Source organism: Bacillus sp. HU-1818, assembly GCF_022695965.1.
Classification (GTDB): Bacteria; Bacillota; Bacilli; order Bacillales; family Bacillaceae; genus Bacillus; species Bacillus atrophaeus.
The window spans coordinates 451,432-464,906 of sequence record NZ_JAAPBE010000003.1 but is presented as its reverse complement, the minus strand read 5'-3'; the positions used below and the strand labels follow the sequence as shown (position 1 = coordinate 464,906).

General features: G+C 43.0%; 16 protein-coding genes. 2 read left to right on the top strand and 14 right to left on the bottom strand.

What is annotated here, in order from left to right; translation table 11 throughout:
* Positions 1-81 precede the first annotated feature (81 nt).
* The 9 genes from GXP75_RS12850 to GXP75_RS12810 all read right to left on the bottom strand — a co-directional run bounded on the left by GXP75_RS12850 (position 82) and on the right by GXP75_RS12810 (position 7,754).
* Positions 82-1,998, bottom strand: a complete 1,917-nt coding sequence (locus GXP75_RS12850) for an LTA synthase family protein (RefSeq protein ID WP_242556962.1) — start codon at positions 1,996-1,998, stop codon at positions 82-84.
* Positions 1,999-2,109: 111 nt separating this feature from the next.
* Positions 2,110-3,075, bottom strand: a complete 966-nt coding sequence (glcK, locus tag GXP75_RS12845; protein WP_242556961.1) for a glucose kinase GlcK — start codon at positions 3,073-3,075, stop codon at positions 2,110-2,112.
* Between the two features lie 26 nt (positions 3,076-3,101).
* The gene (locus GXP75_RS12840) at positions 3,102-3,305 is read right to left on the bottom strand and encodes a YqgQ family protein (protein WP_242556960.1); all 204 of its coding nucleotides are present in this window, start codon (positions 3,303-3,305) and stop codon (positions 3,102-3,104) included.
* Positions 3,306-3,446: 141 nt separating this feature from the next.
* Positions 3,447-4,982, bottom strand: coding sequence for a rhomboid family intramembrane serine protease (locus GXP75_RS12835; RefSeq protein WP_242556959.1), 1,536 nt, complete (start codon positions 4,980-4,982; stop codon positions 3,447-3,449).
* 90 nt (positions 4,983-5,072) lie between these two features.
* Entirely contained in the window at positions 5,073-5,246 is a 174-nt protein-coding gene (locus tag GXP75_RS12830; RefSeq protein ID WP_003325409.1) for a hypothetical protein, read from the bottom strand.
* 65 nt (positions 5,247-5,311) lie between these two features.
* The gene (locus GXP75_RS12825; RefSeq protein ID WP_242556958.1) at positions 5,312-5,875 is read right to left on the bottom strand and encodes a 5-formyltetrahydrofolate cyclo-ligase; all 564 of its coding nucleotides are present in this window, start codon (positions 5,873-5,875) and stop codon (positions 5,312-5,314) included.
* Between the two features lie 50 nt (positions 5,876-5,925).
* Positions 5,926-6,075, bottom strand: a complete 150-nt coding sequence (rpmG, locus tag GXP75_RS12820) for a 50S ribosomal protein L33 (RefSeq protein WP_003153056.1) — start codon at positions 6,073-6,075, stop codon at positions 5,926-5,928.
* 84 nt (positions 6,076-6,159) lie between these two features.
* Positions 6,160-7,287 carry a glycosyltransferase family 4 protein gene (locus GXP75_RS12815; protein WP_242556957.1) on the bottom strand — a complete coding sequence of 376 codons (1,128 nt, stop codon included), beginning with the start codon at positions 7,285-7,287 and terminating at the stop codon, positions 6,160-6,162.
* On the bottom strand, positions 7,284-7,754 hold the full coding sequence (locus tag GXP75_RS12810; RefSeq protein WP_242556956.1) for a hypothetical protein: 471 nt from the start codon (positions 7,752-7,754) through the stop codon (positions 7,284-7,286). Before GXP75_RS12810 ends, GXP75_RS12815 begins: the two co-directional genes overlap by 4 nt.
* Positions 7,755-7,934: 180 nt before the next feature.
* On the opposite strand from GXP75_RS12810, the gene GXP75_RS12805 reads away from it, so the two are divergent.
* Both GXP75_RS12805 and GXP75_RS12800 read left to right on the top strand, forming a co-directional pair.
* Positions 7,935-8,288 carry a hypothetical protein gene (locus GXP75_RS12805; RefSeq protein ID WP_003325404.1) on the top strand — a complete coding sequence of 118 codons (354 nt, stop codon included), beginning with the start codon at positions 7,935-7,937 and terminating at the stop codon, positions 8,286-8,288.
* Complete coding sequence (locus tag GXP75_RS12800) at positions 8,285-8,752, top strand: endolytic transglycosylase MltG (RefSeq protein WP_061572811.1); 468 nt, start codon at positions 8,285-8,287, stop codon at positions 8,750-8,752. The genes GXP75_RS12805 and GXP75_RS12800 overlap by 4 nt, the downstream gene beginning before the upstream one ends.
* A gap of 175 nt (positions 8,753-8,927) precedes the next feature.
* Here the strand turns inward: GXP75_RS12800 and pstB (GXP75_RS12795) are convergent, their stop codons facing one another.
* The 5 genes from pstB (GXP75_RS12795) to GXP75_RS12775 all read right to left on the bottom strand — a co-directional run bounded on the left by pstB (GXP75_RS12795) (position 8,928) and on the right by GXP75_RS12775 (position 13,331).
* Positions 8,928-9,710, bottom strand: coding sequence for a phosphate ABC transporter ATP-binding protein PstB (pstB, locus tag GXP75_RS12795; RefSeq protein ID WP_242556955.1), 783 nt, complete (start codon positions 9,708-9,710; stop codon positions 8,928-8,930).
* 10 nt (positions 9,711-9,720) lie between these two features.
* Positions 9,721-10,527: a phosphate ABC transporter ATP-binding protein PstB gene (gene pstB, locus GXP75_RS12790; RefSeq protein WP_094232423.1), complete on the bottom strand. Its 807-nt coding sequence runs from the start codon at positions 10,525-10,527 to the stop codon at positions 9,721-9,723.
* 18 nt (positions 10,528-10,545) lie between these two features.
* Complete coding sequence (gene pstA / locus GXP75_RS12785; RefSeq protein WP_242556954.1) at positions 10,546-11,430, bottom strand: phosphate ABC transporter permease PstA; 885 nt, start codon at positions 11,428-11,430, stop codon at positions 10,546-10,548.
* Positions 11,430-12,359 (bottom strand): phosphate ABC transporter permease subunit PstC, encoded by a 930-nt coding sequence (gene pstC, locus GXP75_RS12780; protein ID WP_004429534.1) that lies wholly within the window; start codon positions 12,357-12,359, stop codon positions 11,430-11,432. Before pstC ends, pstA begins: the two co-directional genes overlap by 1 nt.
* A 69-nt stretch (positions 12,360-12,428) precedes the next feature.
* Positions 12,429-13,331 (bottom strand): phosphate ABC transporter substrate-binding protein, encoded by a 903-nt coding sequence (locus tag GXP75_RS12775; protein ID WP_242556953.1) that lies wholly within the window; start codon positions 13,329-13,331, stop codon positions 12,429-12,431.
* Positions 13,332-13,475: the final 144 nt, after the last annotated feature.

Here is a 13,475-nt window from a genome sequence, read left to right as displayed (position 1 = left end):
CATCCCCCTTTTTTGTTACTATATGACGGCGGATTTCAAAAAAGAAAGCCTTCCGTTCAAAAGGAACGAAAGGCTTTCTTTTTATGATGCCTGATCAAGTGTTTCTTTTTCTTTCTTTTCTGACGAATCGTCCAACCTGTCTTGATCATAAAATCTTAACAAATCACCGTATATTATTTGATCTGAGAACGAAAGCTCCTGCTTAGCTTTATCCGCAAACGGCTCACATGTTTGGTCTTCTTTCACAGGTTTGCCGGTTGATTTGTCATAGCAGACTCCATCTGTGTACACAACCCGATCTGTAATAAAGCTCCCGTCCCGAAGCACGGTAAAGTCAAGCTTTTTATCAGAAAGCAGGTCATTTCCGAATTGGATCTGTTCTTTTGTATCAACGCCTAAAAGGTTCATAAGCGTAGGCCGGATATCAATTTGCCCGCCGACTTTTTCTATGGTTTTCGGCTGTTGATCTGTAATACCCGGAATGTGAACAACAAACGGCACTTTTTGAAGCTGTACCTCTTCAAACGGCGTGACTTCTTTTCCTAGAAATTGCTCCATCGCTTCATTATGGTTTTCGGAAATGCCATAGTGGTCACCGTATAAAACAATCATCGAGTTTTCATACAGCCCATCTTCTTTCAGCTTTTCAATAAACCGTTTTAATGCCTCATCCTGATAACGCACTGTCGGAAAATATTTATTAAGTGTTTGGCTGTTTGAATCAAATTCCTCGATCATTTTATCTTCTTCATCAAGCTCAAAAGGAAAGTGGTTCGTCAGGGTTATGAGCTTCGAATAAAACGGCTGAGGCAGTGTTCTTAATAATTCGGAAGACTGTTCAAAGAATTCTTTATCCTTTAAACCCCAGCCGACTGAATTTTTATCTGTTACGTCATATGAATCAACATCTAAAAATTTGTCATATCCAAACGATTGATACATTAAATCCCGATTCCAAAAGCTTTTGTTATTCGCATGCAAAACAGCCGAATAGTAGCCCCGTTTCTTTAAAATTTCCGGGGCAGCCGTATATTCATTTCCCGCGTTTGTAAAGAACACCGCTCCCCTTCCAAGGGGATAAAGCGAATTATCAACGATAAATTCAGAATCCGATGTTTTTCCTTGTCCGGTCTGATGGTAAAAATTGTTAAAATTGAAACTTTCTTTTATAAAATCATTGAGAAAAGGCGTTATTTCCTGCCCGTTCACTTTTTCATTGATTACAAAACTTTGGGTCGATTCCAAAGATACGAGTATGACGTTCCTGCCTTTAGCTGCACCGAACAGACTTTTGTTCGTATCTTTAGCGTTAGCGTTTACATAGTTTTCAATTTCAGTAAGATTGTTGCTGTCAGCCAAGGCCCTCTGTGCCGATTGCTTTGATTGGAGCACACCGTCATAAATATGGAAATTAAAAAGGCTGATATTTTTGACCAGCATTTCCCTGTCAAATGAACGTGTCAATAGCTGAGGTCTTTCTGCTTCTGACAAACCTAAATTAAAAAAATAAACAGAAGCTACAAAAAGAAAATAAGCTGCACGTTCTTTTTTTGTGGTGACGTTGTTTGTTTGAAACGTTTTCTGACGTGTATGAAGCCAAATTAAAACCGCAATGTCGACCGCCAAAAGGATATCTGTCGGTTCCAGCAAGGTGCTGATGCTGCTTCCCAAGTCACCCATATTGCTCGTTTGGAAAAGAACAGGAATTGTTAGAAAATCATTGTAAAATCGGTAAAAAACCATATTGGCCAGCAAAACAAATGTCACCACACAGCTCATTGCAATCATGTAGCGGTTTCTGTTTTTGCCTTTTAGAAATAAGCCAAACCCAAAAATCAGCAGCAAGAAGCTCAATGGGTTGATAAATAAAATAAATTCCTGTGCAAAATTTTCGATTTTGATGTTAAAACTGGTTTTATAAACGGCATACGTTTTCAGCCACATCAACAAAATGGCAATCAGCATAAATGAAATTTTCGAAAAAAAACTTTTCCGCATTTCAACCTCCTATGCAGCACCCTAATAAAATTAATCAGAACATTGTGATTTCAACACACTAAACCATATCTTAACGTGCATATCACAAAAAATCAATACAGCGTTTACCTTTTAACCATTTTGATGGGTCAGCCACTCATTTTTGGCAATCCATGCTCCGCCAATGACTCCTGCATCATTGCCGAGAGCCGCGATTGAAATGTCAGCCGCTTTGCCCGCACGCGGAAATGCATATTGGCGGAACGCTGTTTCGACTTTTGATCTTAATATTTCTCCCGCTTTGGAAACCCCTCCGCCAAGAACGATTTTTGACGGATTGAGTGAGCTTGCCAAATTGCCAAGCACAAGGCCGAGGTAATTAGCGACCTCATCAACGACTGCAAGTGCAGCTGCATCATTGTCTTTTGCTGCTTCAAACACATCGCGCGCTGATAAATCTTTCTGTTCTCCAAGGCGCGTCGCCTGCTTAGCCTCTGCAATTTTCTCCTTTGCAATTCTTACGATTCCGGTCGCCGACGCAATGGTTTCGATACAGCCCGTTTTACCGCAATTGCAAGGGGCTCCCCCTTCAGGAATACAGCATATATGGCCGATTTCTCCGCCGGCTCCGTTTTTCCCGTGAACGATTTCCCCGTTAGCGATAATGCCCCCGCCTACGCCGGTGCCAAGCGTCACAAGAATCACATCCTTCGCTCCGTCGCCGGCGCCCTTCCACATTTCTCCCAGCGCGGCAATATTGGCATCGTTTTCAATAACGGCGGGAATACCCGTTTCCGCCTCTAAATGATTCTTCAGCGGGTAATTTTTCCACCCTAGGTTCACGGTTTCATATACCGTGCCCGTCATCATGTCTACAGGGCCGGGCGCCCCCATTCCAATGTACTTTACAATATGCTTCGGTTTGCTTACTTCCTCTAATTTACTGTCAATCGCTTTTGCAATCGTAACCGTGATTGTATCTCCTGTTTTGTCGGTCGGGACCTCCCATTTATGCTGTATTTCTCCATACATATTAATAAACGCAAGCTTAATTGTAGTTCCTCCTAAATCAATGCCCGCAAACCATACCTCGTCCATTTCTCATCACCTTTACCTTTACATATCTATTTCTTCCGCTGTTTTGTCTGTTCCAATTCCCTTTGAAGGACACCAGCCGCTTGTATCCATTGCTCCCTCTCAATGACATGGGACAGATACATTTCCTTCAGTTCGTCCATCATAAATTCAATTTCCAGTTCTCTGTTCCCAAAATAAACAACATGGCCAAACTTCTTTAACAGCTGCTGTACATCATATAATTTATTCATATTCCTCACCATTCTCTATCTTGTATAAATAGCGTATTCATAAACAACCTGTCCGTCAAGCAAAAAACGCCCGGCATAATGCCCGGCGTTTTTTCTATGAAAATTCAGCTTATAACATTAGGGAGCCATTTCGCCCCTGTTTTATTCTTTTCTTTCAATTTGTTCCTGTAGCTCTTTGTAGCTTTGCTCATTCGGCTTCAGCTTCACCGCAGTTTTAATGGCCGTTTCTGCCTTTGCCCATTCATTTTTCTCCTCATACAGAAGCGCCAGATTATAATAAGACGTATCGTCTTCTGGTTCTTTATCAATGGCCCTCTCAAGCAATGCAGCAGCTTTGTCATATTCGCCAATTTGCATATCTGAAACAGCCAGAATCCTTAGAAGATCGGCTGAGGCACCCTCTTGCTGAGCCTCTCCGCTCAGCAACTCGGACACTTCTTCATATTGGCCGTCTTGATACAGCCTGCCCGCCTGCTGCACCAATGCCGTTTGCTGATGAGCTGGTGAATGGACGCCATAATAAAGAAAGCCCCCGCCCAGCGCAACAAGCAGCACCGCTGAGACGATTCTTTTGGCCTGCGCTGAAGTGTTTGGTAATCCTAAAGCTCCCGCCGCCAGGAAACCGCCGATTAATCCGCCGATATGACCGGAGTTATCAATATTTGAAACAGCAAATCCAAAGCCCAAATTTATTATTATAATCACAATGATATTGGTGCCAATCGTTTTTAAAAACAATTTCCGGTTGGAAACAGCTAAATAAAGCAAGGCTCCCAAACAGCCAAAAATCGCTCCCGAAGCACCGGCGGAAGGATATGGACTGAACACAAAGCTGGCAACGGATCCCGTTACACCAGCCAGTAAATAAATCAAAAGAAATCTGCCTGATCCGTATATTTTTTCGACGGCAGTTCCTATCGACCATAAGGCAAAGGTATTAAAGGCTAAATGCGCCAGTCCGATATGAAGGACGATCGGCGTAACAAGCCTCCACCATTCTCCTTGTGCAATCAGGCTGTTTTCCTTTGCGCCAAAAGCAACTAGCGTTTCAGTATTGGTACTGCCTCCATTGATTTCAAGCAAGAAAAACATAATCAGCTGCAGTGCGATAAAAATATAGGTGAAAAACGGTTTTCCGTTTTGAAAAAATGCCGCTTCCTTTTTTCTCTGTTCTTCTTTTTTCTTCAATAAAGAAATAAAGCTCTCCTTTACGCCTTGCACGTCATCATATGACATATCATCTTCTCTCAAATGCCTGAGGACCGCAAGATCTGTTTGCAGGGAGGCTTCGATTCTCTGAATACCTTGGTCAAGCTCTGCCGTATGGATAAGCGCTGATTCGACTGTTGCCTTACCTTTTTTATAAGGCTCGCCGATAGCTTCTTCCCAGTCATCCACAGGCGCTTCAGCAGAAAATAGAAGGTTCAGCACCTTGATGCTTCGCTTGTTAAGAGAAATTCTCACCTGTTCGATCCGTTCGGCTTGCATATTCGCGTCCCTTACGATTTCCTGATGAAAATCGACGTTCTTTCTATGCAGGCGAACCATGTCATAAGGAGACTTGCCCGGCGCTTCCAGCCAGATTTCATCTGAATAATCTGAGGACGGAATGAATTCATAGCCGCTTCTCAGCAGGGTGTCTGCTGTTTTCCAATATGTATATTCTAACAAATACATCTTTTACCGCTCCAATTGTTTTTCTTTATTATAACAGGTAGCGAATCGATCTCATACTGAAAGGAAAAATCCCGCAGGAAACGGGATTTTTTAAAAGGCTTGCTGGATAAATTTGTTGCGGATAAACGGAATTTTTAAAAAGAAGTGTATAAAGGACTGCCTGATTCTTGGCTGTCCGAGAACCGTATTCATCACTCTGTAGCGGTTTTGGTAAAACAGCACGGCAGAAACGGTGCATATCGAAAAGATAATCAATTTTTTCATATGATCCCTCCTACCAGTATCGTTTGTTATTTCTTCGTAATTATTCTTTTAGGAGGGATGATTTTTCATGAAAAACAATCCACGATTTTGTTATCCGTTATTAGTTTTTTCACGGGGATATCATGAGGCATGCGAGGAATGCTAGCAACAAGCTGGCACGATAGGAGGAGTGAAACCGTGCTTCCATTATAACCTTCCAAATAACGGTCGTAATAGCCTCCGCCATAGCCGATCCTGTAGCCATCATAGTCAAAGCAAACGCCGGGGACAATCATTACATCTATGTCAGAGCTCTTAACTTCGGCGGTTTTTTCTGTAATAGGCTCCTGCAGGCCTACATAAACCGTCTCAAGCTGATCACCGTCTTTATATGTACGAAACTGCATGTCACGGGTGTCAGGAAAGCACTTAGGAATACAGACTTGTTTTCCTTCCTCCCAAGCCTGCTGAATTAACGGTCCGGTCGGAATTTCCTGGCCCCTGGAGATGGTAACCGCAATCGTCTGAGCTTCTTGCCATTCTTGTAAAGAAAATAATCGTTGATGAATAAGCGTAGATTTTTGAAGCCATTCTTTGTCTGATACGGCCGACAGTTGTTCTTTCACAGCTTTTCTTAATTGTGTTTTCAAATGAAGTCCCTCCCTGTTGGCAAAGAAAAAACAGCAGGAAAATCCTGCTGTTATTTTGTTTCACGGTGTAACGTAGATTTTTTATCACGTGGGCAATATTTTTTAAATTCAACGCGATCTGGATTGTTGCGTTTGTTCTTTTTAGAAATATAGTTACGCTCACCACATTCTGTGCAAGCCAAAGTAATATTAACGCGCATTATTTTCCCTCCAAACTCAATATCATTTACTTATTCAGACTTATACATAATACCACTATAATGGACGGAAAGCTAGGATGTTTTTTAATGAAATGCTGATTTATTGAGCATTTGTTCATAAAGTGTAAGATATGCACGCTTGATATGAGCTGGATGATGCAGCCTAACAATATGTTTCCTGCCTTTTTCTTTCACTCGGCTGAGCCTTTTTCCGTCAATCAGCAAGCCGTTTATCGTCTCAGCAGCTTCTGTCTCTTGGGTAAAGTCTGCAACAAAAGCGGTTTTGTTATGGTGCGCGTAATCAAGCCATCCTCCCTTGTGGGAAACAACCGTCGGCACGCCGCGCTCCATACTTTCTTGCGCGGCCAAACCAAAAGGTTCATACAAGCTCGGAAAAACAGCAAGTTCGCATCGGGACAGCCATCCCTGCTTTTCTGCTTGGCTTAAAAAAGGCAAAAATACAACGGATTGTTTCAGCCCTAAGGTCTCAACCTGCTTAGTATAAGAAGCAAGAGACGGTCCTTCGCCTGCCAGCACCAGCTTGAGTCCGGGATGGCGCTTTTTCAGCAGGCTGAACACTTGTATCAAATGGTGAAACCCCTTTTCCGGCACAAATCTCCCGAAGGAAAACAAGTACGGTGTGTTGATCATTTTCACTCTGGAGGGGCTGATGTTTTCCTGTGTAATAGGGCTTGGAATGACAATTGTTTTTTTGCCTGCTCCGTAGGCTCTTTCTAAGAATGATTTCATTAAAGTGCTCAGAACGATGATCCGGTCAGAGGCTTCAATCAGAATACGCTCTGTCAATTGTCTGTATGGATGAGGCGTTTGTTGGACAACTTGTTTTCGGCTGCTTTCAAGCCCATGTATTGTGGTCAGCAGCGGGATATTAAGTTTGTTTTTCAAATAGCGGGCTGCAGGAGCCGTGATGTCATCGTGTGCATGGATAAGATCATATCGACATTTGGAGCCCATCACATGGTTAATCATTTGTGCATTAACATCCGCCATCGCGCTTTCAAAGTCATCATAAGAGAGGAAATTCGTTGAAACAGGGAAATGTATATGTATCGGAGAAGTATGACATCCGTCAGGTGCGCAAACATATAGCTCTGCGTGCCGCTCAATAAGCGGTATCAAACGGCTGAGGTGGACACCTAGTCCGCTTTTGGGATGGCTGGGATTTTCGGATGAAAGGATCAGGATCTTCACAGTCTCTTGTCCTCAGCCGGATATGAAGTATATGCAGAAAATTGTTCGGTCCAATTCCCGCAAGGCTCAAATCGGCTGAAACCCTTCATCTGTTTTCCTTCGTTTTTTTTCATAAATACAGGTGGTGTCTCCGCCCATTTGAGACAGACATTCAGCGAATTATACACTCTGAATTCGGCCCTGTACTCTGCACCCCCGGCTGCCGGATGAAACTTCAGTTCTCCTTTATAAAGATTGGTATGCGCCTTATAGACAAACTTCTCGTTGCCTTTGGTCATCAAGAGGCTGATTTCTTTCACCATATCTTGTGCATCCTCGAAAAGCACCGCTTCTGTGCGCTGCAATATGCCGGCGGGAAAATTCCATTTTACAATTAAGGTTTGAGAATGTTGTATCATAATGTCGAAGCTGTCCCTATAAAAAGGGTCAGTGTTTCGAATAGTATGGGAAACTGGGTGTTTATCCATGTGCTTTTAACAGTCTCCTTCCCCTGGTATTTCTCACTGATCCTATTAAACCATTACATCTGGTGTAAACAAAGAAAGATTTCTCGACAAAATATCCGTTTTTTTCACGAATTCCTTTAGTATATAGCTATTTTATGGTATAAAAAAGAAGGGTAAAATAAGAATAGAAGGTGATGAAACGTGGAAATTGCTATTATTGCGTTGTTTATCGTCAGTATAGCGCTAATTGCATTCTCATATTCTCAGAGAGATCCAATGAAGGATGTAGAACAAGAGGTTGAGACTCTTCAGCTTTCCGCTATGCAGGAAATTTATAAATTGAAAAAGAAAATGACTGTGCTTGAAGAAGAATTGCTGGAAACTAATCTTGTCATCCGCAAATCTAAGCACAGCGGCATCAATCAAAAAATCGCTAAGCAAATTCTATCTAAATATAACAACGGCATGTCCGTGGAAGCTATTGCAAAAGCGGAGCATGTTTCAGTAGAAGATGTGAATCATATTATTAAGGATAACGAGAGGGTGCTCGTATGACAAAACGGGGCATTCAAGCATTTGCCGGCGGCATTATTTTGGCGACTGCCGTTCTTGCCGGTGTTTTCTATTTGACCGATGAAGACCAAGCCGCCGCTGTTAAAAATGAAAAATCAGTGAGCGAACAGGATGTCAGCGCTTATCTTGACTCTAAAAAAATGGTCTCAGTCGACCGTGATGAATATCAAAAGCTGTTGGACTCAAAAGAGAAATCATTAAGTGATGACAGCAATGCAGATGATACAGAAAAAAATAAAAATAAAACGTATAAACTTACCATCAAAGACGGCATGAGCACTGCGGATGTTTCGGACATTCTTGAAAAAGAAGGCCTCATTTCCTCAGCGCAGGATTTTAATGATTATGTCATTGACGCAGGCTACCATAAAGAAATCCGAGCCGGTAATTTTAAGTTAAAGCAAGGCATGAGCTTCAAAAAGATTGTTAAAACTTTGACACGCTGATAAACAGCCTGTTTCAGCTTGCCGGCAGTGTCCATTTCTGGATACTGCCGGCAAGCTTTTTTAGATTTTAGGACATTTTAGAGCCGCTGAGGTTTACCTGCATTTTCTGCATACAAAAGAGGCTCTGATTGATCTCTCCGAGCCTCCGCAGGCTAAAACAGCCCTTTTTTTAGGGTTATCCAAACTTCCCTGTAATATAATCCTTCGTTCTTTTATTATTTGGGCGTGAAAACATCTTTACCGTATCATCGCACTCAACAAGCTCTCCCATGTAAAAGAATGCGGTTTGATCAGAAACTCTGGCTGCCTGCTGCATGTTATGCGTGACAATAACGATAGTGTATTTCCCCTTCAACTGAAGGATAAGCTCCTCAATTTTTCTTGTTGAAATCGGGTCAAGCGCTGACGTTGGTTCATCCATTAGTAAGATATCGGGGTTTGTGGCAAGCGCTCTGGCGATGCAGAGACGCTGCTGCTGGCCTCCGGATAACGCAAGTGCCTGATGATGCAGTCGGTCTTTCACTTCATCCCATAACGCAACATCTTTTAATGATTTTTCTACTGTTTCTTGAAGCTTCTTTTTGTTTTTCATACCATGAATTCTCGGTCCGTAAGCCACATTATCAAAGATGGATTGCGGAAACGGATTGCCTTTTTGAAAGACCATGCCGATATTTTTTCTTAACTCTACGACATCAACTTTCTGCTGCAAAAGATTGCTGCCATTATAGATCATGTCGCCGGTCATTCTTACGTTTGGCGTCATACGAATCATTAAATTCAATGTCTTGATAAACGTAGATTTTCCGCAGCCGGATGGGCCTATGATCGCCGTGACCTCATGTTTATTCATTTTCATATGAATATCTTTTAAGGCCTGATGTTCTCCGTACCACAAGTTCATCCCATTGATTTCAAAAACTTCCGATTTCTTCGCAGTCTCTGTAGCAATACTCATCGGTGTCCTCCTAACCGAATTTCCCGTTAATATAATCCTCTGTCTTTTGGTGCTTCGGACTTGTAAAAATTTGTTCTGTCTGTCCATATTCTACGAGGTCTCCGTTTAAAAAGAATGCCGTTCGATCGGAAACCCTCAGTGCTTGCTGCATATTGTGCGTTACGATGACAATTGAATATTCTTTTTTCAATTCAGTGATCAGCTCTTCAATTTTCCCATTTGAAATAGGATCAAGGGCTGAAGCCGGTTCATCTAACAGCAGGACGGCAGGTTTCATTGCGAGCGTTCTCGCGATGCACAGCCTCTGCTGCTGGCCCCCTGATAAAGACAGGGCCGAGGAGTGAAGACGGTCCTTTACTTCATCCCAAAGCGCCGCTTTCGTTAAGCTTTCTTCGACAATCTCATCAAGCACTGCTTTTCTCCGTTCTCCGGCATATTTTAAGGCATGTGTCATATTGTGATAGATAGATTTTGGAAAAGGGTTCGGCTTTTGAAAGACCATTCCGATCTCTCTTCTAAGATTGACGACATTAATCTTGCTGTCTAAAATATTTAATCCTTCATACAAAATTTCTCCTTCACTTCTTGCTGAGGGGATTAAATCGTTCATACGATTAATGTTTCTGAGAAAGGTTGACTTGCCGCATCCGGACGGACCGATCAGAGCTGTCACAGCGTTCTTTTCAATATCCATGTTAACATGATAAACCGCCTGCTTTTCTCCGTAAAAAATAGATAGATCCCTCATCTCGAGTACATGCTGCCGCGGAACAGAAATGGGCTGCTCCATTTTTTCCTTTTCCATTAGGTTGATCATCTCAAATCGCCCTCTCCTCTAGTTTGCCGTAAGCTTTTTATAAATAATTGAACCGAGCCATCTTGCCGCCAGGTTGAAAAACAGGACAGAAATAACCAGCACTGCTGACCCTCCGTTAGCGATCGCTTCAGCATCTGGGATAATCCCTTGGGTGTTCACATTCCAAATATGCACCGCAAGCGTTTCAGCCGGTCTGAAAATATTGAAAGGCGATGTTTCTGAAAATGGATTCCATTCCGTAAAGTTGAGGCGAGGTGTCGTAAGGCCGGCTGTGAATAATAATGCCGCCGCTTCGCCAAACACCCTGCCGGACGCTAAAATCGCACCTGTAATGATAGATGGAATGGCACTTGGCAGTAAAACCGTTTTAACTGTATGCCATCTTGATACGCCTAAAGCGAGCGACGCTTCTTTCAAATCCTTAGGAACTGAACGAACCGCGTCTTCTGTGACACGAACCATCACTGGCAAATTAAAGACGGTTAAAGCAAGTGCGCCGCCGATAATTGTATACCCCCAGCCCGTCAGATTGACAAACATCAATAATCCGAACATACCGATCACAATAGAAGGAAGCGATGACAGCACTTCAATACACGTTCTGATAAAATCCGTCAATTTGTTTTGAGGCGCATATTCCGCCATGTACACACCGCCGCCGACGCCGAGCGGAATCGTAATCAGCATGGTAATAAACAAAATATAGAAAGAGTTAAACAGCTGGTCGCGTATACCGCCTCCCGCCGCAATGGCGCTTGATTTTGTCGAGATGAAATCAAAGCTGATCTGAGAAACGCCGTTTATAAGAATATAAGAAAACAGCCCCACAAGGATGGCCGCAATGATTGCGGCGCATAAACCGAATACACCTGTCGCAATTCTGTCCGTCAATTTGCTGTTCATTACAATTTCCTCCTAGATGACAAGTAACGTATGAGCAGAATAAATAGAAACGACATCACAAGAAGAACAAGTCCCATTGACCACAGCGTATTGTTTTCCACGCTTCCATAAGTGGTATGACCCATATTCAGGGTAATAATCGTTGTTAATGTTCCTGCTGTATCAAGCAGGCTCTCAGGCAAAATTCTCGTATTACCAATAACCATCTGTACAGCGAGTGCTTCTCCGAACGCCCGCGCCATGCCCAGCACCACCGCAGTCATCAAAGTTGGAAAGGCTGCAGGTACAAGCACTTTTCTGATCGTCTGCCATCTTGTTGCACCGAGCGCATATGAGCCTTCTCTGAGACTTTTCGGAAGCGAGGCCATCGCATCAGCCGAAATTGATGTGATCGTCGGCAGAATCATGACTGACAGCACAATTGTACCGGCCAATAAGCTATGCCCTGTTCCGCTTGTTTTAAATGCAGCGATAAACGGCACCAATACTGTAAGACCTATGAATCCATAAACAACAGAAGGAATGCCGACTAGAAGTTCAATCACCGGCTGCAGCACTTTCTTTCCCCAATTCGGCGCGATTTCCGTCATGAAAATAGCACCGGCTATGCCAAGCGGAGCAGCAATAAGGGCGGAAAGAACAGTCACCGCAAATGAACCGAAAATAAACGGCAGCACCCCAAACTGAGGCTCAGTATTTGTTGGGTTCCAATTCAGGCTCGTTAAGAATTCAATTGGGCTTACACCATTTACAAGAAAAGATTGCAGCCCCTTTACGCCAAGGAAAATGGTGATCGCTATCGACGCCGCAATCATGATAAGCGCACAGGCGGTCACGATCATTCTTCCCCGGACTTCATCCAGTTGCCGGTTTTGCCTTGAGCTGATTAATCTTTCGCTCACAGACCATTTTTCTCTATTGTTTATCATCTATGACACTCCTATGAATGTGTTAAGAGGGGAAGCGGGTGATCCGCACTCCCCTTTTTTTGTGTTTAATCAGCTTTGCTTTCCGCTTGAATCACGGGTTACTTTCATATCTGTGACCGGAATATAACCTTGATCTGTTACAATGCTTTTTTGAATCTCTTCACTTTTTAGGTAATCAAGAAACTCTTTCGCCAACCCTTCTGCTTCACCCTTTGTGTAAGAGTGCTGATAAGCCCAGATCGTGTACTCGCCTGTCATGACGTTTTTCGCTTCTGGTTTGACGCCGTCGATCGCAAGAGGTGTTACTTTGTCATCTGTTAAATATGAGAATGCCAGATATCCGATAGCTCCCGGAGTATCAGCAATGATTTTTTTAACCGTGTTGGAAGAATCCTCTGTAATTCCTTCAGCAGGCTCAGCCTCGTCAAGCGCATATTTCACAAACGTAGCACGTGTTCCTGAAGAATCAGGACGGTTCACAAGAGTAATCTTTTGGTCCTTGCCGCCAAGCTCTTTCCAGTTTTTGGTTTTTCCTGTGAAAATGTCTTTTAACTCTTTTTTAGAAATATCTTTCACGCCTGTGTCAGGGTTTACAGCCGCGGCCATACCGACGACTGCCACTTGATGATCTTTAAGCGCTTTTGCGTCGATGCCTTCTTTTTCTTCAGCGAACACATCAGAATTTCCGATTTGGACAGCTCCTTCAGACACTTGAGAAAGTCCTGTACCAGACCCTCCGGCCTGCACCTGGACATCTGCCTCCGGATTTTCTTCCATAAATTTCTCTGCCGCTGCAAGTATTAACGGCTGCATGGCCGATGAACCAGAAATGGTTAAAGAACCAGATGCCTTACCTTCTCCGCTTGCAGACCCGGTATTTGACTTTTCACTCTCTCCCGCATTTCCGCATGCTGCTGCAATCATCATAAAAGCAGCCATAAGAAGCATGAGCACCAACTTGTTTTTTTTCATTTCTTGAATTCCCCCTGCGTATAATGTGTAATTTGTCCTACATGTATAGCGTAAAGGTTGAGTGTGAAAAGCGTTTTAAACGAATGTAAAGGTTTTGTAAATACGTGTGTTTTTTTGTATACAAAAAAACGCCCACACATGTGG